At 62.6% G+C, this 20,192-nt stretch carries 19 protein-coding genes; 7 read left to right on the top strand and 12 right to left on the bottom strand.

What is annotated here, in order from left to right; all coding sequences use genetic code 11:
• Nucleotides 1–77 precede the first annotated feature (77 nt).
• The 3 genes from JNA92_RS23565 to JNA92_RS23575 all read right to left on the bottom strand — a co-directional run bounded on the left by JNA92_RS23565 (nucleotide 78) and on the right by JNA92_RS23575 (nucleotide 4,168).
• Nucleotides 78–1,559, bottom strand: a complete 1,482-nt coding sequence (locus JNA92_RS23565) for a PepSY domain-containing protein (protein WP_241806935.1) — start codon at nucleotides 1,557–1,559, stop codon at nucleotides 78–80.
• Nucleotides 1,559–3,712: a TonB-dependent receptor gene (locus JNA92_RS23570; RefSeq protein ID WP_241806936.1), complete on the bottom strand. Its 2,154-nt coding sequence runs from the start codon at nucleotides 3,710–3,712 to the stop codon at nucleotides 1,559–1,561. Before JNA92_RS23570 ends, JNA92_RS23565 begins: the two co-directional genes overlap by 1 nt.
• A gap of 66 nt (nucleotides 3,713–3,778) precedes the next feature.
• Complete coding sequence (locus JNA92_RS23575; RefSeq protein WP_241806937.1) at nucleotides 3,779–4,168, bottom strand: DUF2946 family protein; 390 nt, start codon at nucleotides 4,166–4,168, stop codon at nucleotides 3,779–3,781.
• A 343-nt stretch (nucleotides 4,169–4,511) separates the two neighbouring features.
• On the opposite strand from JNA92_RS23575, the gene JNA92_RS23580 reads away from it, so the two are divergent.
• The 4 genes from JNA92_RS23580 to JNA92_RS23595 all read left to right on the top strand — a co-directional run bounded on the left by JNA92_RS23580 (nucleotide 4,512) and on the right by JNA92_RS23595 (nucleotide 7,330).
• On the top strand, nucleotides 4,512–5,177 hold the full coding sequence (locus tag JNA92_RS23580; protein WP_241806938.1) for a metal ABC transporter ATP-binding protein: 666 nt from the start codon (nucleotides 4,512–4,514) through the stop codon (nucleotides 5,175–5,177).
• Nucleotides 5,177–6,037 carry a metal ABC transporter permease gene (locus JNA92_RS23585; protein ID WP_241806939.1) on the top strand — a complete coding sequence of 287 codons (861 nt, stop codon included), beginning with the start codon at nucleotides 5,177–5,179 and terminating at the stop codon, nucleotides 6,035–6,037. The genes JNA92_RS23580 and JNA92_RS23585 overlap by 1 nt, the downstream gene beginning before the upstream one ends.
• Nucleotides 6,038–6,046: 9 nt before the next feature.
• Nucleotides 6,047–6,922 (top strand): metal ABC transporter substrate-binding protein, encoded by an 876-nt coding sequence (locus tag JNA92_RS23590; protein ID WP_241806940.1) that lies wholly within the window; start codon nucleotides 6,047–6,049, stop codon nucleotides 6,920–6,922.
• A 66-nt stretch (nucleotides 6,923–6,988) separates the two neighbouring features.
• Complete coding sequence (locus tag JNA92_RS23595; protein ID WP_241806980.1) at nucleotides 6,989–7,330, top strand: hypothetical protein; 342 nt, start codon at nucleotides 6,989–6,991, stop codon at nucleotides 7,328–7,330.
• Nucleotides 7,331–7,456: 126 nt separating this feature from the next.
• Here the strand turns inward: JNA92_RS23595 and JNA92_RS23600 are convergent, their stop codons facing one another.
• On the bottom strand, nucleotides 7,457–8,179 hold the full coding sequence (locus tag JNA92_RS23600; protein ID WP_241806941.1) for a DUF4198 domain-containing protein: 723 nt from the start codon (nucleotides 8,177–8,179) through the stop codon (nucleotides 7,457–7,459).
• 14 nt (nucleotides 8,180–8,193) lie between these two features.
• Nucleotides 8,194–10,284: a TonB-dependent siderophore receptor gene (locus JNA92_RS23605; RefSeq protein ID WP_241806942.1), complete on the bottom strand. Its 2,091-nt coding sequence runs from the start codon at nucleotides 10,282–10,284 to the stop codon at nucleotides 8,194–8,196.
• A 269-nt stretch (nucleotides 10,285–10,553) separates the two neighbouring features.
• Between JNA92_RS23605 and JNA92_RS23610 the strand changes: the two genes are divergently transcribed.
• Nucleotides 10,554–10,811 (top strand): type B 50S ribosomal protein L31, encoded by a 258-nt coding sequence (locus tag JNA92_RS23610; RefSeq protein WP_241806943.1) that lies wholly within the window; start codon nucleotides 10,554–10,556, stop codon nucleotides 10,809–10,811.
• 92 nt (nucleotides 10,812–10,903) lie between these two features.
• On the opposite strand, the gene thrS is transcribed toward JNA92_RS23610, so the two are convergent.
• From thrS to JNA92_RS23640, 6 genes are read right to left on the bottom strand one after another with little or no spacing between them, the layout of a single operon-like run.
• Nucleotides 10,904–12,910: a threonine--tRNA ligase gene (thrS, locus tag JNA92_RS23615; RefSeq protein ID WP_241806944.1), complete on the bottom strand. Its 2,007-nt coding sequence runs from the start codon at nucleotides 12,908–12,910 to the stop codon at nucleotides 10,904–10,906.
• A gap of 40 nt (nucleotides 12,911–12,950) precedes the next feature.
• The gene (locus JNA92_RS23620; protein ID WP_241806945.1) at nucleotides 12,951–13,538 is read right to left on the bottom strand and encodes a 6-pyruvoyl trahydropterin synthase family protein; all 588 of its coding nucleotides are present in this window, start codon (nucleotides 13,536–13,538) and stop codon (nucleotides 12,951–12,953) included.
• Nucleotides 13,532–14,962 (bottom strand): cysteine--tRNA ligase, encoded by a 1,431-nt coding sequence (gene cysS / locus JNA92_RS23625; protein WP_241806946.1) that lies wholly within the window; start codon nucleotides 14,960–14,962, stop codon nucleotides 13,532–13,534. Before cysS ends, JNA92_RS23620 begins: the two co-directional genes overlap by 7 nt.
• A complete protein-coding gene (folE2, locus tag JNA92_RS23630) occupies nucleotides 14,955–15,866 on the bottom strand; it encodes a GTP cyclohydrolase FolE2 (RefSeq protein ID WP_241806947.1) in 912 nt (303 codons plus the stop codon). The genes cysS and folE2 overlap by 8 nt, the downstream gene beginning before the upstream one ends.
• Nucleotides 15,867–15,916: 50 nt before the next feature.
• Nucleotides 15,917–16,054, bottom strand: coding sequence for a hypothetical protein (locus tag JNA92_RS23635; protein ID WP_241806948.1), 138 nt, complete (start codon nucleotides 16,052–16,054; stop codon nucleotides 15,917–15,919).
• 46 nt (nucleotides 16,055–16,100) lie between these two features.
• A complete protein-coding gene (locus tag JNA92_RS23640) occupies nucleotides 16,101–16,502 on the bottom strand; it encodes a Fur family transcriptional regulator (RefSeq protein ID WP_241806949.1) in 402 nt (133 codons plus the stop codon).
• A gap of 129 nt (nucleotides 16,503–16,631) precedes the next feature.
• Here JNA92_RS23640 and JNA92_RS23645 point away from each other — a divergent pair, with 129 nt between their 5' ends.
• Nucleotides 16,632–17,798, top strand: a complete 1,167-nt coding sequence (locus tag JNA92_RS23645) for an N-acetylmuramoyl-L-alanine amidase (protein ID WP_241806950.1) — start codon at nucleotides 16,632–16,634, stop codon at nucleotides 17,796–17,798.
• Nucleotides 17,799–17,817: 19 nt separating this feature from the next.
• Here JNA92_RS23645 and JNA92_RS23650 read toward each other — a convergent pair whose 3' ends face one another.
• Entirely contained in the window at nucleotides 17,818–18,804 is a 987-nt protein-coding gene (locus JNA92_RS23650) for a GlxA family transcriptional regulator (RefSeq protein WP_241806951.1), read from the bottom strand.
• A 131-nt stretch (nucleotides 18,805–18,935) separates the two neighbouring features.
• Between JNA92_RS23650 and JNA92_RS23655 the strand changes: the two genes are divergently transcribed.
• Nucleotides 18,936–20,153, top strand: coding sequence for an S-(hydroxymethyl)glutathione dehydrogenase/class III alcohol dehydrogenase (locus JNA92_RS23655; RefSeq protein WP_241806952.1), 1,218 nt, complete (start codon nucleotides 18,936–18,938; stop codon nucleotides 20,151–20,153).
• The last annotated feature ends 39 nt before the right edge of the window (nucleotides 20,154–20,192 follow it).

The following is a 20,192-nucleotide window of genomic DNA, read 5'->3' on the forward strand; positions in this document are numbered from 1 at the left end:
TCAGTTGAAATTTCGGGCCGCGAGCACCTTGACGCTGGCCAAGTGGGCGGCTATCTGATCACCGCTGCCAAAGCCGTTCAACCGCGGGCTCGAACTGTGGAGCGACGTAGCCTGCGCCAGCCTAAGATGATTCCACTTAGCGAGATCACCAGGCCGCCGATGCTCAAGGCGATGATCAGGCTTTCGCGTAACGCCGGCCTTTGCAGCAGGGGTTGCAGGTCCCAGCTGTGCAAGAGATTGAACAGCCAGCGGCCGGTGCGTTGCCTGGTATCGTGGCTGGCCACCATTTCCCCGCTGGCCGGATCAAGGTAGACCCAAGTGCTGGCGGCGTCGTCGAATCGCAGGCGCAGCACCGGCAACGGGCGGCGCTGGGAGCCATACATGCTCTGGGCGTCGCGGGCGAAGTAGTAGGCGTCGTAGTGGCGCTGCCAATGGGTATGCACCGGGATGCCTGCCGCCATCGCCTGGGCAGCGTTGAGCAGGCGTTGCTCGGACAACTGCCGTACGGGTGCCGCGTCGGCCTCCAGAATCCGACTATCGCCCACGGCATCGCGGGCCACCAGAAAGGTGTCAGCGCCAAGGCGTTGCCACTGCAGTTCCACAGGGTCGAACCCAGGTATCTTGTGCAGGCGGGCCAAGGCTTGAGCCACTGGCTGGCCGATGTCCACCGCACGTAGCGGCCCTCGATGCAGAGCCTGGGTGGCCAGTTGCGAGCGACTGTCGGTGAGGCCCCAAGGGCGCATCGACATGAATCCGCTGAATATCCACAGCACCAACATCCCACCGAACAGTAACCCACCTATATGGTGCCAGCGCAGCCAACCGCCGGGATAAGGGCTGCACGAGCCACTGCGATAGCGCTTGCGCAGCCGCAGGCGCAAGATGCCGACAGCCATGCCCAGCAGCGCCATGATCGTTGCGGCCAGAGACAGCCCGATTACCAGGGTGCGCCAGCCGTTGCTGAACCCAAACCCGCCGCGTAGCGGGTAGAGCCAATGCAGCCAGGCCCCGACCCAGTTCCAGGCGCGCTCCCGGGCTGTGACGTCACGCACCACTTCTGCAGTACGTCCGGACAGGTACAGCCAGGTACCGGCTGCATCGACGACTTGCACCCGGTGCAAGGGGCGGTCGCTGTCCAAGGCGGTGGAGTGGGTCCACATGTCCTCGTCCACTGTGCCCCGGTACGCCAACCCGACCTCGCCTGCATACTGCCGGGCGCTTTCCAGTGCCCAGCCGGCGCCGACCTGCGCCAGGGGCTGGCCGCTGGCAGCGTCGAGCGCGACGCGGCGGCCATCGGCCAATTCCAACAGGTAATACGGCCGCCCACCCAGGCTGGTCAGGCGCAGCGCTTTCAGAGGCTGCTGCGCCCACTGCTCGGGTAACTCGGCGCAGCAACCCGCAGGCAACGCCGGCAGGTGGGCAAGGCGTTCGGCCGGTGTCAGCTTGGGGTAGCCGACATACAGCATGACCACCCCAGAGACGAACCACAGCGCCATGAACACGCAGGCGACGATTCCCAGCCAGCGGTGCCACAGGTAGAGCTGGCGCTTTACGCTCATCAGTAGCGCCACTGCACGGCGACTTCCAGGCTGCGCGGCTCACCCAGGTAGTACTGGGTATTGGTCTGGTGGATGAACCGGGCGTAGACCTCGTCGGTCAGGTTTCGCAACCGCGCGCTGACTTGCACGTGCTTGTCCAGGTCGTGGGTCATGGAAAGCCCGTAAACGGTGTAGGACGGTACCCACGAGGTATTGGCGGTGTTGGCGTACACCGACGACACATAACGGGCGTCGGCGCCGACCTGCCAGCCCGGGGCGAGGTCGTAGGTCAGCCAGAGATTGGCCACCCGATCAGGGATGTTCACCGGGTTCTTGCCTTTGCGCGAATACACCACACCGCTGATGGTCTCGTTGAATTCGTCGTATTCGGCGTTCACCCAGCTGAAGTTACCTGCCGCCAGCAGCTTGGGCGTGACTTTGAACGAAGCGGCCAGTTCGATACCGGTAGAGGTCTGCTGGCCTGCCTGCTCGGTGGTGTTTGGCACGGTCGAGGAGGGCACCGAGATGTTCTTGCGCACGATCCGGTAGGCCGCTGCAGTGGCCGTACCACGGCCATCGAGGAAGTCGAACTTGCTGCCCACTTCGACCTGGCGCCCGGTACTCAGGTCGAAGTCGCCCACTTGGCTGATCGAGGCACTGGTCAGGGTGCCTCCCGGCGGCTCGGCCGAGGTGCTGTATTGGGTATAGAGGCTGACATTCGGGGTCAGGTCGTAGACCAGGCCCAGGCGACCGGTCACAGCGTCCCAGCGCCGGTCCAGCTTGGCCCGCGCAACGTGGTCGATGACGTCGAAATCGATGTGGTCGTAGCGCAAGGCGGTTATCACTGACAGCTGATCCGTCAGACGGGTACGGTTCTCGACGAAGGCCGAGGTGGTGTCGGTGGTGGTGGTGCGTCCCTTGGCCATAGGCGCGTCCATACCGGGGATATCGAGGAAGTGCCCTGGCTCGAAGCCATTGGGGTCAACCGTGTCGAACGCGCCCTTGGACAGCGGGTAGTTGGTTTGCTGGTTGCTGTTGTAATCCATGCCGAACGCCCAGTCACTGGCCAGGCCGAACAGCTCACCCTGATGGGTCAGCTCGACCCTGTCGCCGTTCACCTCCTGGTCGTGACGCTGGCGGTAGCCGCCCGAGCGAGCGATGGCGCTGTTGTCGGCGTTGTAGCGATACACCTCGAGGTTGCGGTAATCGCGCTGGCCGTTGTAGTGATAGAAGGTATTGCGCAGTTGGGTATTGTCGTCGAAGCGGTAGTCGGTGATCGAGCGTAGCCAGCGAGTGCGCTGTTCGTAGCGACCGTCTTCAACGTTGTAGTTGTTGAAACGGTTGTGCTTGTCGATGTGTAGGGTGCCGACCAGTGGCTGCAATACCGGAGTGCCCCAGTAGGGGCTGTCTTCTTTCTCTTCCAGGTATTCGATGGCCAGCGTGTGCGAGAGCTGGTCGTTGATGTCGCTGAGCAGCGAAAAGGCCAGGTTGCCGGCCCCATTCTCCTGGCGATCGATGTAGCCGTTGGTGCTGGTGCGGCTGTAGTCGAGACGGGCGTAATGGCGCGGGCCGTCGCCTGTGTTGAGCGCCTTGTTGAAACCGACCGAGGTTTCAGTAGTGTCGAAGCGGCCATAACTGACGCGCCCTTCAAACGTGTCTTCGTCTCGGCTTGCCAGCCGGGTGATGAAGTTCAGGCTGCCACCGACAGCACCGCTGCCGTTGAGGAAGGAGGACGGCCCGCCGAGCAATTCGATGCGGTCGTAGATCCAGGCGCCCACCGGGCGCGCTGCGCCGCCATACTGCAAATTGATGCCATTGAACAACTGGCTGATCTGCGCGCCATTGAAACCCCGGTACGACACATAGCCGCCCCAGCCTGGCGGCGCCGAGGCGTTCACACCAGGCAGTGCGTTGGCGGCGTCCTGGAAGTTGCGCGCGCCGATACGCTCCATGGTCTTGCGGTCGGCCACACTGACCGAAGCGGGGTTCTCACGGGCGCTGAGGTTAAGGCGCGAGCCGCTTTCGATGGGGCGGTCGAGGTCCAGGCGCGTGGCCTCGGTGGGTTGGTCAGCGGTGGCGGTAATGGTGCTGGATGGCAATGTAAGGGTTTCATCCTGCGCCCAGGCGCAGTTTGCGCTGCCAACGAGCAGCGCCAAAGTGGTCATGCGGAGCATGCGAGGCTTCCTGGTTGAAATCGATGAACGCACCGCCGATGCCGGTCGGGTGGCTCGGGGGCGATGTCAGAACGCGGGAAGCGAAGCAGGAGAGGCGCGGGGGTTCACCCGTGGCCAGCGCAGCTTGGGCAGGCGTGGCGTGGGTTGGCTGGGTAAGGGGCTGGCCGGCTGTTCGGCGAGCAGGGTCAGCAGGCCGAAAAATACAGCCAGCAGCGTGGCGCTGAACAGGCTGGCGATCACGCAGTCACCGCCGGCAGGCAGCATGGGGTCGGCAGTGTCTTGCTCAGCTTTGAACGCGCCGCTGGCGTCGGCGGAGCACCAGGCGGCGTCATCCAAACCGGCAAGGCGCAACCCGGCCATCTGCCCATGGCCCATGGCGCACAGCAACGAGCCGAACAGAATGCTGAAATACAGCACCCAGGCGACATGCGATCGTGTGTGGCGGGCCGGTTTCATGGCAGTACTCTGGATGGCACTGAGTTGTCAGGTTAGATGTGGCGGCGCGATTCTACATCTTCTGAAACATCTGAACAGGGTGTTTTTTAAGGTGTGAGCATTCAACCGAATGATGCAGTTCGCTGCCCGAGCACAACGGATGTCGAGTAAAAGTGCTTTGTTGGTATGCGGTAATCACACGCTTTTCTACCTCTAGCGGCGGCCCGGGCCGACTCAGTTGCAATCGTTTGAAAGGCTGTGACTAGAAAGAAAGGCGTTGCTTTCGACGTGTTATAACATATCATTAATCGGGTGAGGCCAGCGTTTTCCGGCCGCGTCATTCCTTTCGTTTTGGAACTCACCCGTGATTCTGTGCCAAGACCTCTTGTGGGGGGCTGCCAAAAGCCCGTTGACCCCGCACCTGAACATCACGCTGCCAGCGGGTAGTTTGACTGCAGTGGTGGGGGCCAATGGTGCTGGCAAAAGCAGCCTCTTGAAGGTGCTTGCCGGCTTGCAGAAGCCTCTGTCCGGGCGCCTTCGCATCAGTGCCGAAGGCACGAAAATTGGCTATCTGGTCCAGCGCTCTGCCATTGACCGGCAGTTCCCCATCAGCCTGGGCGAGCTGGTCAGTGGCGGCTTCTGGGGGCAACGCCTGCACCGTCGGGAGCGCAGCGAGCGGTTGCGCCAGGCATTGCAAGCCTGGGAAATCGAAAAGCTCGCAGCCCACCCGCTCGAAGCGCTTTCCGGCGGCGAACTGCAGCGTGCGCTGCTGGCACGCTTGAGCCTGACCGACGCCAACCTGCTGCTGCTCGACGAGCCGGACTCGGCGCTGGACAAGCCGGGGCAGGCGTTGCTCTGGCGGCATATCGACGCTTGGCACAAAGCTGGCCAGACAGTGGTGGTGGTCAGTCATGACCTGCCGCGCGTGCAAGCGATGGCCGACTATTGCCTGCTGATCGACCGCGAGGGGTGCCAATACGGACCCAGTCAATCTGTGATCGGGCGTGCCGCACTGGGGCAGGTGCAGTGATGCTGGATATGGCATGGGCACCTTTCGTCGAGTTCGCCTTCATGCGCCGTGCGCTGTTCGGCGGGCTCACCCTTGCGCTGAGTGTCGCGCCGTTGGGGGTATTCCTGGTGGTACGGCGCATGAGCCTGATCGGTGACGCCATTTCCCATGGCATTTTACCGGGCGCTGCTTTGGGCTTTTGGCTGGCAGGGCTGTCCGTGGTTGCCATGACACTGGGCGGCCTGGTGGCGGGCTTGATGGTGGCAGGCTTTTCAGCCCTGGTGAGCCGGCACACCGGTTTGCGTGAGGACGCAAGCCTGGCGGCGGTTTACCCGATTTCACTGGCTTCGGGCGTTCTGCTGCTCGGGCTGGCGGGCAAGCGCCTGGACTTGCTGGGGTTGCTGTTCGGCTCGGCCCTGGCGGTCGATCAGGCGACCTTGCAAACCATGGTGTGGGTAGCCGTAGGCAGTCTCTTGGCTTTTGCCCTGATTTACCGGCCTTTGCTGCTCGACAGCCTGGACCCCCTGTTCCTGCGCAGCGTCAGTCGCTTTGGGCCAATCGCCCATGGCGTGTTCCTGGGCCTGGTGGTCATCAACCTGGTGGTTGGCTTCCAGGCCATCGGCGCCTTGATGGTGGTTGGCCTGATGATGCTGCCAGCCATCGCCGCACGTTTCTGGAGCCAGCGCCTGCCCTGGCTGATAGCCATTTCGGCGCTGATCGGCATGGGCTCGGTCTGGCTGGGGTTGCTGTTGTCCTACTACGCCTCACTGCCCTGTGGCCCGGCGATCGTCGTCGTGGCCGGCTGTGCCTACCTGCTGTCGGTGATGGTGGGGCCGGTCCGCGGGCTGCTGCGTCGTCACTACACCCCTGTCACTCACTGAGGAGCCGCTATGCGCCCGTTGATCGTTGTGCTCATGTTGTTGCTGTCACCGTTACTGTCTGCCGCCGAACGCATCAAGGTAGTGACCAGCTTCAGTATTCTGGCCGATATCACCCGACAGCTCGGTGGCGATCAGGTAAAGGTCATCAATATCGTCGGGCCCGACAGCGATGCGCATGTCTACGAAACCACGCCGGATGATGCCAGGCACGTGTTGCAGGCGCGCCTGGTGGTGGAGAACGGCCTGAACTTCGAGCCCTGGCTGGACCGCCTGATCAAGACCACCGGCACCCAGGCTCAGGTCGTCCGGGCTAGCCAGGGGATCCTTCCGCGTACCTTGGACGAGGAGGGCCAGACCATCCCCGACCCTCATGCCTGGAACAGCCTGGCCAACGCCAAGATCTACGCGGCCAATATTGCCAAGGCGCTGGAAGCGGTTGACCCCGGCAATGCGCAGGCCTATCGCAGCCACCTGGCTGCCTACCAGCAGCAGATCGACGCCTTGCTGGCCGAGGTGAAGAAAAGCTTCGCGGCCTTACCAACAAACAACCGGCGTATCGTTACCTCGCATGATGCCTTCGGTTACCTGGGCCAGGCTTACGGCATCGAGTTCCTGGCACCCCAAGGCCTTTCCACCGACCAGGAGCCTACTGCCAAGGATGTCGCCAGCATCATTTCGATGATCAAGCGCGACAAGATCAAGGCCGTGTTCATCGAGAACATCAAGGATTCCCGGCTGATGCAGCAGATTGCCGACGATACCGGAGCGAAGATAGGTGGGACGCTGTATTCCGATGCACTTGCCGCCCAAGGCCCTGCCAGTACCTACCTGGGCATGTATCGGCAGAATGTGCAAACCCTCACCCAGGCGCTGGCAGGCCAGTGAGGCCAGCGCCTCCAGCCCTTGCCGGCTGGAGGCGGGCAACGGTCATTTGACCACGGTCACCGGGCCGTGGTCGTCGCAGTGATCGCCGTGCGGGTGGTGGAGGTGGCCATCGACCAGGTAATCGACATGATCACCATGGGGGATCGCCTCATGCCCGCAGCCCGGGCCGTGGGTATGGTCGGCAGCATGGCCGCCACATTGGTGGCCGGGGGTGCAACGGTCGGGATTCTGGCCGTTGGCTTCCAGTGTGTGTTCATCGACATGGTCGCCATGTACGTGATGCAAGTGCCCGTCGTGCAGGTAATCGATATGCCCATCGTGCTCGATTGCAGTGTGGCCGCAGCCGGGTTTGTGCTGATGGTCATGGTGGGGATGCTGGTTGCAGGTACCCATTTCGAACGCCTTTAACGAGTGCTGAGGCATTCAGCGTAGTTGGCGGGCGCAGCTTCTTCCAACCCGCTGGGAGACCGTCGGTCCTTTGGGCTGACATCCCTGCCGTACCTCGGCCGAGATGGCCGAGGTACGCTACTTTCGTCACTCGTGGTGCGGTTCACCCAGGAACGTCAGCGAACTGAAGAAGCTCTGCTGGGCAACGGGGCTGCCTTCGGCCATCGGCAGGGTAGCCTGAGCCGCGATGATGTTGAGCCCTTCATTGCGAACGGTGACACGTGCGCGGCCTTGCTGGTCGGTGGTGGCGCTGACCTGGTGAGGGGCGCCCCGGTAATCGCCCAGCAGCGGGATATCCGCAGCCGGTTTGCCATCGAGCAGCACCTGCACTTCCAGCATCTTGCCCGGGCCGACCTGCAGAGGATCGCTCAGGGGAACGATCGCCAAACGCAGCATGTCCAGTTTCGGCAGCCGAGCACCGCTCTGGTAGATCGCCAGGCTGTACTTGAAGCTGTGGGTGGAGGCGATCGCATCCTTGATGTGGGTGCGATCCTGATTGACCCACTGCTTGTCCGGGCGCTGCGACCAAGGCCCGTTGTCCAGCAGCACGGCCAGTGCCGCAGGCGGCGTGAGCGGCTGCAGAACAGCATGGTCCGCCAGGCGCTCGACGGTGACCGGGACCATGTCCCCGGTCGCGTCGAACGCCCAGGCGCGCTTGATCTTCTGCGCCTTGTAGGCGTTATCCTCGGCGCCGTGGCCGTACACGACCTCGATATTGCCGCGTCGCTCCTCGGTCCACAGGCCGTGGGCGCCTGCGTTGACGCTGACCATCAGGGTCAGCAGTGAGGCGACTTTCAACGATGGATGCATGATGATTCCTCGGTTCAAAGGCTCAGGGTCAGGCTGACACTGAAGTTGCGCGGCTCACCGGGCAGCACCCAAGAACTGTTGTACGACCGTTCGTAGTACTTGCGGTCGAACAGGTTGTTGAGGTTGAGGCCGACGGTGACCTGTTCGCTGGCCTTGTAATGCGCCAACAGGTCGACGGTGGTATAGGCGTCCAGGGCGAAGTCGCTGCCGGCCTGACCGGAACGTTCGCCGACGTAATTCACCGCCGCCCCAACGTCCGAACCGCGCAGGGCACCTTCCTGGAATTCGTACACACCCATCACGCTGCCGCTGTTGCGAGCGATGCCCAGCAGGTCGCTGCCTTTTGGCAGGGCCGCGTCGCCCTTGGTGACCTCCGCGTCGATATAGGCGTAGGCACCGATCACCCGCAAGGCGTCGGTCAGCTGACCGCTGAACTGCAGGTCCAGGCCTTGGCTGCGGGCCTCGCCAGCCGCCACGCTCTCGCCAAGGGCGTCAGTGGTGATGACGTTCTCCTTGTCGATATGGAACAGGGCGATGGTCGCGCCCAGGCGGCTGTCGAGCAGGTCGAGCTTGACCCCGGTCTCGTAACCCAAGCCCTTTTCAGGCTTGTAGACCTGACCCTGGGTGCCGATGGTGTTGGGTTTGAACGAGGTGGATGCGTTGGCGAACACGCCGACTTGCGGGGTCAGTTGATACAAGACCCCGATGCGCGGAGTCGCGACGTCCTTTTCCTGGCTGTCGCTGGCACCGGTGGTGCGGTTCTGCGATGTCTGCTCGAAGCGCTCCAGGCGTACACCCAGCAGTCCGCGCAAGCGGTCGGTGAAGGCGATCTGGTCTTGCAGGTTGATCGCGTAGCTTTCAGTGTGCTCGAAGAAGTCGTTGGCACGGGTGATGGCCGGCTTGGGCTTGCCGTATACCGGGTTGTAGATATCCAGGCCATACCCTGCAGAGGTGGCGCTTTGCGGGTACTTCTGGCTGTTGCGGTAGTTTTCGTACTCCAGCCCGACCAGGGTCTGATGCTGCCAGCCACCCAACTCGAACTGCCCGTGCAACTCGGCCTGGGTGATGTTGTCGTTCCATTCGAAGTCGCGTTCGCGATAGAAGCGCGTGATGGTGGTGCCCACCAGGGCCTGGGGCTCGGAGCTGTTGCCCTTGAGCGTGCCTTGGGTGTAGTGGTTGGCCAGGCGCAGCTTCCAGTTGTCGTTGAGCACGTGTTCCAGTGCGACGTCGAGGGTCTGGTTGTCGTTGCGGATCTTGCCGTCATTCGGCTCGCCGAGGAAGGTCGAGCGCTTGACCGAACCCATTTCGCCGTTGACCGCCGGAATGCCACGGTCGAACACCGACTCGCTACGGGAAAACTCGGTGTCGATCATCAGCCGGGTGTCGGGCGACAGCTGCCAGCTCAGGGAGGGGCTGACGATACGGCGCTCGCTGCCGACATGATCGCGGAAGCTATCGTTGTCCTCGATGGCGAGGTTGATCCGGCCCAACAGGTTCCCTTCGCTGTCCAGCGGCGAGTTGGCGTCCAGGGCGGTGCGGTAGCGGTCCCAGCTGCCGGCACTGAGGGTGAGGTTGCTGAACGCTTCGGCCTGGGGACGCTTGGTGACGATGTTGACCAGGCCTCCAGGGTCGCCACGGCCGTACAGGCTGGCAGCCGGGCCTTTGAGCACTTCGATGCGCTCGATGCTGGACGTGTCCGGTGCGCTGTAGCTGCCGCGGTTGATGGCGAAACCGTTCTTGTACAGCTCGCCAGTGGTGAAGCCGCGCACGCTGTAGTTGAGGAACGTCAGGCCGCCGAAATTGTTCTGCCGCGACACGCCGCCAGCAAAGTCTAGGGCGCGGTCGATGCGGGTGGTGTTGAGGTCCTTGATGACCTGCGCGGGCACGACATCGATACTCTGCGGTGTGTCGCGGATGTCGGTATCGGTGCGGGTGGCCGTGGCTGAGCGGGTGGCACGATAACCTTGCACCGGCCCGTCGGCGCGCTCCTGGAGGTAAACGTCGGTGATGGCGGTTTCGTCCAGCACCAAAGGTTCTGCCGCTAGAATCGGCTGGCCGAACAAACCCAGCGTCAGGCCGGCCAGAAGGGGTGTACGAGGGTTCACGAAAAGTCTCCGTTTGTCACGCCATAACGCTGCATTTTTTAGTTGTCCTGGCTTGGGTACTGCCCGCGAGTTGATAAGGGATTACAAGGGACACACGTCAGGTGCCACGGCGCAGGCCTGACGAATGAATCTTGATGAGGAAGCGTTCATCTTGGGGCGCGCATTTTAGAAGATGTAATAACGTAACGCCAGAGCTTAATGATCATTTCCAGTTGCAAGTGATTCGTATTGGTCGTGTAATGTTATCTAGTAACGTTAAGGAGTTATTCATGAAACCTGGCATCCATCCCAACTATCGTCCCGTGCTGTTCCACGACACCTCAGCGAACATCTTCTTCCTCATCGGCTCTACGGCCGAATCCGACCGCACCTACCAGCACACCGACGGCAAGACTTATCCCTACGTGCAACTGGACGTTTCCAGCGCCTCGCATCCGGTGTACACCGGCCAGCAACGTCAAGCCACGACTGAAGGGCGCATCGCCAACTTCAAGAAACGCTTTTCCGGGTTTGGCGGCAAGCCGTAAGCAGCAGGCTGGGCCAGAAGGCGAACCGTGTCAGCGCATTCTGGAGGGTCGCATGCAATGCTGCCCTCCAGAGGCGTGGGTTCAAGGCGGGGTCAGGCAGTCGCTGAGCGATTGGCAGGCGAGACGCCCGCCCACAGGCGCTCCATCTCCAGTCGCCGCTCAGCCGCATCCGGCGCTTGGCACTGCTGCAACAGCAGGTCGATGGCCGAACGCAGTTCGAAGCTGCCCACGTCTTGTCCGTCGCGGTTGCGAATGGCGATGGTGCCTTCTGCCTGTTCCTTGGCACCGGCAATCAACAGGAACGGAACACGTTGCAAGGTCTGCTCGCGCACCTTGTAGCCGATCTTTTCATTGCGCGTATCGGCCTCGACACGCAAGCCGGCGCCGCGCAACAGCTTCGCCACATCCTGGGCATAACCTGCGGACTGCTGAGTGATCGAGGACACCGCCACCTGTACCGGCGACAGCCAGGCTGGCAGCTTACCGGCATGGTGTTCGAGCAGGATGCCAGTGAAGCGCTCCAGCGAGCCGAACAGTGCACTATGCAGCATCACCGGTCGCTGGCGCTGGCCTTCCTCGTCGACATACTCCAGGCCGAAACGTGCTGGCAGGTTCATATCCACCTGCAGGGTGCCGCATTGCCAGTCCCGGCCAATGGCGTCGCGCAGAACGAACTCAAGCTTCGGCCCATAGAACGCGCCTTCGCCGGGGTTCACCTGATAGGCCAGGTGCATAGCGTTGAGCGCGGTGATCAGCGAGCCTTCCAGCAGGTCCCATGTGGCATCGTCGCCCATACGGTTGTTCGGGCGTGTGGAAAGCTTGATACGCACATCCACGAAGCCAAACTGGCGATAGATGTCGAGCACCATGGCCACCACCGACTGGCATTCCTGACCCATCTGCTGTGGCGTGCAGAAGATGTGCGCATCGTCCTGGGTGAAGTGGCGCACCCGTAGCAGCCCGTGCAGCGCACCCGAGGGTTCGTAGCGGTGCACCTTGCCGAATTCGCCCATGCGAATTGGCAGGTCCCGATAGCTTTTCAGGCCGTGCTTGTAAAGCAGCGAGCCGCCGGGGCAGTTCATGGGCTTGAGCGCCAGTGCACGGCCATCTTCGGTTTCGGTGGTGAACATGTTGTCGCGGTAGTTGTGCCAGTGGCCGGAAATTTCCCACAGGCTGCGGTCCATCACATCCGGCGTGTTGACCTCGATGTAGTCTGCGTCGTCCCGGCGACGACGCATGTAGGCGATCAGCGACTGGAACACAGCCCAGCCCCGTGGATGCCAGAACACCGCGCCAGGCGCATCGTCTTCGAAATGAAACAGGTCGAGCTCGCGGCCCAATTTGCGATGATCGCGCTTTTCTGCCTCTTCGATACCGCGCAGGTGCTCCGCCAGCTGTCTGGCATCGGCCCAGGCAGTGCCATAGATGCGCTGCAGTTGTTCGTTGCGCGCATCACCGCGCCAGTAGGCGCCGGCCAGCTTGGTGAGCTTGAATGCTTTCAGCAGGCGGGTGTTCGGCACATGCGGACCGCGGCACATGTCGACGTATTCCTGATGGAAGTACAAGCCGAGGTGCGTGGCCATCGGTAGATCGTCGATCAAGCGAAGCTTGTAGGTTTCGTTGCGGGCGCTGAACACGTCGATGGCTTCTGCGCGGCTGAGCATGCGCTTGATCACGTCGTAGTCCTGGGCGATCAGTTCGCGCATGCGGGCCTCGATAGCCTCCAGGTCGGCCGGGGTGAACGGCCTTTCATAGGCGACATCGTAGTAGAAGCCATCGCGAATCACTGGCCCGATCACCATCTGCGCGGTGGGGAACAACTGTTTCAAGGCGTGCCCAAGCAGGTGGGCGCAGGAGTGTCGGATGATTTCCAGGCCTTCGTCATCCTTGGGCGTGATGATCTGCAAGCTCACATCGTGGGCGATAACCTCGCAGGCATCGACCAACTGCCCGTCGAGCTTGCCGGCAACGGTGCTACGAGCAAGGCCGGGGCCAATCGATCGTGCGACGTCGAGCACGGTGACGGGGCTGTCGAAGTGACGCTGCGACCCGTCGGGCAAGGTCACGGAGAAGGCGGGGGGTTGGGCGTTTTCTGGCATTTTTTCAGGCTCGGCGTTCAATAGTGTGGCAGCGGGTCGGTCAACCCAGCCCTTGCTCGGTCTGCAGCATGGCGGAGTGGGATTTGAGGTGCTCGAACACGCCAGGGTTTGCCCAGGCTTGGCAGATGGCGGGCGAAAATTCGATGGCGTGCAGGTCGATCAGGCCCATTCGCGGGTTCTGCGCGTCTGCCCGGAAGCACTGGGCGTAGCCGGTCTCGGTTTCATGCACGATGACCGAATGCAAGCGTACATCCGCCTCGCCATTGCGCATTTCGGCCTGCGACAACGCTGCGTCGACCAGGCAGAAGAACAGGCGCGAGAATTGTTCGGCGCTGGGCGAAACCGGCACCAGCACCCAGCGTTCCGAATGCCGGCGGACCGACGCCAGGTAGTCGGGATCATCACCGGACCACAGCGCGACGCTATGGTCAAAGGCGTCGATCAAGTCCCTGATGTCGCCCTTGAGCAGGCCGAAATCGTAGACCATCTGGCCATTGTCCAGCGCGTCGGCGTGCAGGATCAGCTCGACCTTGTAGGAGTGCCCATGAATAGAGTGGGAACAGCGCCGGGTGCTGCAGCCCCGCACGATGTGGGCGTTCTCGAATTTGAACAGTTTGCGAATCAGCATGGGTTACCTGCATTGTCGCGGCCGCGGGTGGGCTGCTGGAGGCGGCGCAGTCTTGGCCCTTGAGCGGTATCCTCGGCGGTGTAGCCAGCCTCTTCCAGCTCGCTGCGCAGCCGGTCGGCAGTGGCAAAATCGCGGGCGTTGCGCGCGGCCTCGCGGGCCTCGAGCAAACGGAGTAACGCGGCTTGCGGTGGCGGCTCGTCCCTGTGTGGCTGCAGGGCCCGCAGTGCTGCCAGCGGCGCCTGCTGCAACAGGCCGAGTAGCGCGGCCGACTTGAGCAGCCGGGCCTTGGCCTGGGCACGGGATGCACCGTCACTGGCATTGTCGAGCGCCTTGCGCAGCACATGCAGGCGGGCCAGGGCTTCAGCGACGCCCAGGTCGTTCCTGAGGGCGGCAAGCAATTGCGCGTCGGCTGGCACATCGTCGGCGCCGGGCACGTCGTCGCAGCGAGCCAGGCTAGCGTAGAAGCGGATGAGGCTCTGCACGGCCGCGCTCAGGCGCTCGGCGTTCCAGTCCATCGGGCGACGGTAGTGGGTGGACAGCAACGCCAGCCGAATCGCTTCGCCAGGGGCCTGGCCCAGCAGGTCGCGCACCAGTAGCACGTTGCCCAGTGACTTGGACATCTTCTGCCCATCCACGGTGACGAAGCTGTTGTGCACCCAGGTGCGGCAGTACAACGTACCGTGGGCGCAGGTGCCTTGGGCAATCTCGTTCTCATGGTGAGGGAAGATCAGGTCCTGGCCACCCCCGTGGATGTCGATGGTATGCCCAAGGTGTTGCCCGATCATCGCCGAGCACTCCACATGCCAGCCCGGCCGGCCTCTGCCCCAGGGGCTGCTCCAGCCGGGTTGGTCGGCCGTGGACGGCTTCCACAGCACGAAGTCCAGCGCGTCGCGCTTGTAAGGCGCGACCTCCACGCGGGCGCCCGCCAGCATGTCCTTGGTGTTACGGCCGGAAAGCTCGCCGTAGGCTGGGTAGGCGGGCACGTGGAACAGGACATGGCCTTGCGCCACATAGGCATGGCTACGCGCGATGAGGGTCTCGACCAACTCGATGATCTGCGGGATGTGCGCGGTGACCCGGGACTCGAGGTCGGGTGACGCCACCCCGAGTGCCGTCATGTCCTGATGGTACGCATCGATGAAGCGGTCAGTGATATCGGCGATGGGCACGCCTGCCGCTGCCGCGGCGGCATTGATCTTGTCGTCTACGTCGGTGAAGTTGCGGGCATACACCAGCTCGGCGTAGTCGTGGCGCAGCAGCCTGGCCAACAGGTCGAAGACCACCGCAGGGCGGGCATTGCCGATGTGCGCATAGTTGTAGACCGTGGGGCCGCAGACGTACATCGTCACTCGGTCGGGGCTTGCGGTTCGCAGCACTTCCTTACGCCGGGTAAGCGTGTTGTGCAGGTAGATCGGTTCAGTCATGTGCAGCGGCCTGCGGGGCGGACCAAGCCGAGGCGTCATGCGGGTGCAGGCTTTCCAGGTGGCGAACATGCACTTGGCTATCGCGGTAACCGTGCAGGCTGAACTGAATACGCCGGGCAGCGTCCTCGACGAACATCAGGTTCTGCCCGTTGAGGGCTGCGAACGCCTGTTCGTCAGCCCGCTTCACGGCGGTCTGAACCGGGGTGCGCAGGGCGCCTTCGACTTGGTCGATGAGGGCCAGCAACCCCAGATCAGGGGCGTCGGCAGGCACCGCGACGCGCACCCGGGCTTCGCTGCGTTGGCTGTGCGGCGTGGCCAGCGATGCGTTGCTGCGCAGCCACTGCGCGACGGCGCTGGCTTCGAGCAGTGGCTGGTCTTTGAAAGCTCGCACAAAGCCATCCTCGATCAATTGCCGGGACAAAGCGGCCGAGCAGGGGCACGTCGAGGAGTAGCCGATCCTGACCTCGATGCTCAGGTTCGGCACCCCACCGACCTTCGTGGCGAGCACGTGAACCGGGTACGACTTCCAGCCTGAGAGGCCCTCGGTCACCAGTGCAGGGCGGCGAACCAGAAGGTTGAAATCCAGGCGCAACCTGGCATTGCGGCTTTCGCAGTCCTGATGGCTATCGATCATGTCCTGCAACAGCGCAAACAGGCTTGCAGGCGACAGCGCTGCAGCCTCCCCCCAGGCGTCCAGCAGGCGGTACAGCCTGGACATGTGAATGCCTTTGACGTGCGGTGCTGGCAGGTCGACCTGGACATCCGCCCGGGCGTGCAGCTCGCGCTTGTAGGCCGGTTCTTCGATCCTTAACGGCAGGTCGATACCTTGCATCCCGACCCATTGCAGCGGGCTGAGGGTAGGGGCGAGGTCGGTGACGCAAACGTCGGGTAATGCTGAGCTCATCATGTATATCCAGTGGTGGGAGCCTTGCACGTTGCAGCAAGGCGTATGAATCAGGTCCCGCGGGTGAACGGGTTGGGCAGCTTCATCCAGCCTTGCGGTCGCTGGGCCATTGCCTCATTGGTCAGCAGGCAGGCATCGAAGCGCGGGCGCAGCGCGGCCTCGTTGCTATCGGGGATGGGGGTGCTCATCGGGACGCCTCGTGATAAAGGGTGGTGCGCATGCGTGCGGCTCTGCTCAGTCCTCGCCTGCATCACGGCGAGTGCAGAGGGCACATTTACCGTGCAACTCGATGACCGAGCTGCACAGCGAAAACACGTTCTGTTTCATCCAGAGCCCCAAGGCCTGGCTCAGGTGCGGCACGTTGAACTCATCGACATGGCCGCAGCTATCGCAGATGGCGAACGCTCTGAAACCTGCTTCGCACTGGCCTGGGCAGGTGCAACTGACATAAGCGTTCAAAGACTCTAGCCGGTGAATCAAGCCTTGCTCGGCCAGGTGGCCCAGCGCGCGGTAGATCTGCGTCGGCGCCCTGACACCTTCATTGCGCAGGCTGTCCAGGATGGCGTAGGCACTGAGCGGCTTGTCGGCTTGCCGAAGCGCCGTCAGGACACGTTGCTGATTGCTGGTCAGTTGCATGCTGGCCTCCTTGCGTTTGGCAGGCAGTCTTCATTTTCATCTGAATATCGAATGTTATAAAGTAACATTTAGAGAATGGCCAGCTAAATTGCCGGGGGGCCGCTGGTTCGCAGGTCAACAGGAGTACGTATGGATCGACGCAGAGTGCTGAAATTAGTGCTTGCCTGCCTGGCATTGCCGCTGCCTCTGGCGGCGCAAGCCGGGCAGGCGGTGAAACGGGTCCGGGTGAGCCGGGCGGGCAGCGTGACCAAGGTGTCGCTGGAGTTGACCGGGCCGGTAGCCGCGAAGCATTTCAGCCTCACAGCGCCTGCGCGATTGGTGCTTGATCTTCCTCATGCCACGCTCGAGGCGTCACTGAACGAGCTCGCCCTGGACGGCACTGCGGTCACGGCCGTGCGCAGTGGCATTACCGCCACGGGTGACTTGCGTATCGTGCTCGACTTGGCCGACTCGGCGGTGCGCAGCGAAGTGCGCTCGCTCAACACAGCGAGCCATGGCCTGGAGTTGCTGCTCACTCAGCCAGTGGTGGCCGTTGTGCCAGCGGTTGCCAAGCCCTCGCGCCGTCAGCGCGACCTGTTGATCGTGGTCGATGCCGGGCATGGCGGTAAAGATCCTGGCGCGCTGGGCGCCAAGGGGGAGCAGGAAAAACGCGTCGCGCTACAGATCGCCAGTTTGCTGGCCAAGCGCATCGATGCACAGCAGGGCTACAAGGCGCGCTTGGTACGTCGTGACGATGTATTCATTCCGCTGCGCAAGCGTGCCGAACTCGCTCAGCGGCTGAACGCGGACTTGTTCGTTTCGGTACACGCCGATGCTGCACCGCGGCTCACGGCGTCGGGGGCATCGGTGTTCGCCTTGTCGCAAGGCGGCGCTACGTCGACGATGGCACACTGGATGGCGCAGCGCGAAAACGGTGCCGACAGGGTCGGCGGGGGATTACCGATCAAGCTGCGCGAGCACGACCCTATGGTCGCGGGCGTGCTGCTGGACATGTCGATGAACTCGACGATCGCCACCAGCCTGGATCTCGGTCATCAAGTGCTCGCCGAGCTTGGGCAGGTGTCGGGCCTGCATCAAACGCGGGTGGAGCAGGCGGGCTTCGCCGTGCTCAAGTCAGCGGCGGTACCCTCGATCCTGGTCGAGACCGGTTTCATTTCCAATGCTGGAGATTGCCGGCGGCTGCATGATGTGCGCCATCAACGCAAGGTGGCGCAGGCGATATTCGACGGGCTGGACAGCTACTTCCGCCAGAAACCCCCGGCTGGCAGCCTGATCGCGGCAAGGGGGCAGGCGTGATCCTTCATTGGCTCAGACGTCATTGAGCGCGGGATTGCTTCCTATAGCGCCGAGGGGTCAGCTTGAGGTTGCGCTGGAACACCCGGCGCATCTGTTCTTCGGAGCCGAAACCGCACTGGTCGGCAATGCGCTTGAGTGCAGTGTCCTCGTCCACCAGTAACCGCCTTGCCTTCTCCATCCGCGCCCGCTCGATGAATACCAAGGGTGAGCAGCCCGATTCCCTGTGGAACAACCGGCGCAAGTTCCGACTGCTCATGTTCGCGCGCTCGGCGAGCAACTCCAGGCTCAGCGGCCGATCAAGGTTCTGCAGGATCCACAACCGTAGGCGCCTGATCGCGGAGTGCGGGGTCATCTGGCTGTCCAGGTGCTGGCTGAACTGCGATTGGCCACCCGGGCGCTTGAGGAATACCACCAGTTCGCGGGCAATTTGCAGGGCCATTTCCTGACCGAGGTCTTGTTCGACCAGCGCCAGGCTCAGGTCGATGGCAGCTGAAACGCCAGCACACGTCCATATGCGCCCCTGCTCGATGAAGATGGCATCGGAGTCGACATTGACCAAGGGGAAATCACTGGCCAGCTTACTGGCGACGCTCCAGTGGGTAGTGACATTCAGGCCGTCTACGACTCCCGCTTGGGCAAGAAAAAAGGCCCCCGAGCAGACGCCAACCAGCCGCTCGATGCGAGAGGCGGCCTGCCTGCACCAGTCGACGATCAACCGCTGCTCGACTATCGCCGTGCCAATGTCACGTGCGCCGACAACCAGTGCGGTGTGCGGGCGTGGGCTGCTACGAAGGTCGTCGGCTTGCAGGGTGACCAAGGTGTCCGAACCTACAAGCCCCGGTTGTGGTGCCACCAGATGCAGGCTGTAGGCCGCAGGTAACCCTTCGGCCGCCTGACGTTTGTTGGCGTAGTCGAAGACGGTCAGGGCACCTACAGCCTCGATTGATTTGAAACCGGGGTAGATGACTATGTGCACCCTGCGTTCAGAAGAGGCTTGGTCAGACATTCGCGATCGAACTCCATGGGCGCTTGCGGACAGATTTCGTACGGATCCGGCCACTTTTGGCCGGGTGATCTGGCGCACGGAATCACGCAGGTTAATGTTCTCATCCGTTATAACATTACATGGAGAACGACATGAAAACACGTGCAGCTATCGCCTGGGGGCCCAATCAACCGCTTGAGTTCGAAGAGGTCGACTTGCAGGGGCCCAAAGAGGGCGAGGTGCTGGTTCGCATCGTCACCACGAGCCTTTGCCACACCGATGTATTCACCCTGTCCGGTCGTGACCCGGAAGGGAAGTTCCCCTGCATCCTCGGCCATGAAGGCGTCGGTATCGTCGAGGACGTGGGGCGGGGGGTGACCACGGTCAAGCCGGGCGATCACGTGATCCCGCTCTATACACCGGAAGATCCGAACTGCCCGTTCATCAAGTCCGGCAAGACCAACCTTTGCCAGACCATTCGCAAAACCCAGGGGGAGGGGCTGATGCCCGATGGCACCAGCCGCTTCTCCTACAAGGGGCGCACGATCTTTCATTACATGGGCACGTCCACATTCAGCGAGTACACGGTCCTGCCGGAAATCGCCGTGGCCAAGATCGACCCTGCGGCACCGTTGGCCAAGGCCTCGATCATGGGCTGTGCGATTCCTACCGGGATCGGTGCCGTGCGCAATACCGCCAAGGTACGCCCCGGTGACACGGTTGCGGTATTCGGCCTGGGCGCCGTCGGCATGGCGGTCATTCAGGGGGCGGTGTTACAAGGGGCGGGGCGGATCATCGGGATCGACGTCAACCCGAATAAGTTTCCGTTGGCCCTTTCCCTGGGGGCGACCGAATGCGTCAACCCAAGGGATTTTCGCGAGCCGCTGCAAAACGTGATCATCGATATGACCAACGGCGGCGTGGATTTTTCGTTCGAATGCGTCGGTAATGTGGAATTGATGCGTGCAGCCCTTGAGTGCTGCCACAAAGGGTGGGGCGAAAGCATCATCATCGGCGTGGCAGGGGGCGGGGAGGAGATCGCCACGCGGCCGTTCCAGCTGGTTACCGGCCGCGTCTGGAAGGGCAGCGCGTTCGGCGGGGTGCTGGGGCGTTCCGAGTTGCCGGGGATGGTGGACGAGTGGTTGCGTGGGGAAATAAATGTCGACCCCTACATCACGCATAACATGGACCACGAAACGCTGAATCACGCGTTCGATCTCCTCAAGCGCGGTGAAGCGATTCGCTCGGTCATTCATTATCGGGAGCATGAGACCCTGAGCCACGATTTGCCTGGGGTGATCCTTGACCGCGACGGGCGCGTGATTGCCAAACCAGCGCCCGGCCGCTCGGTTCCCCCCCCTTTGACATGAAGCGCTGAACGGACGCATTCACATCACCAATGTGAATGC

The sequence above is a fragment of the Pseudomonas putida genome (assembly GCF_022627325.1).
Classification (GTDB): domain Bacteria; phylum Pseudomonadota; class Gammaproteobacteria; order Pseudomonadales; family Pseudomonadaceae; genus Aquipseudomonas; species Aquipseudomonas putida_X.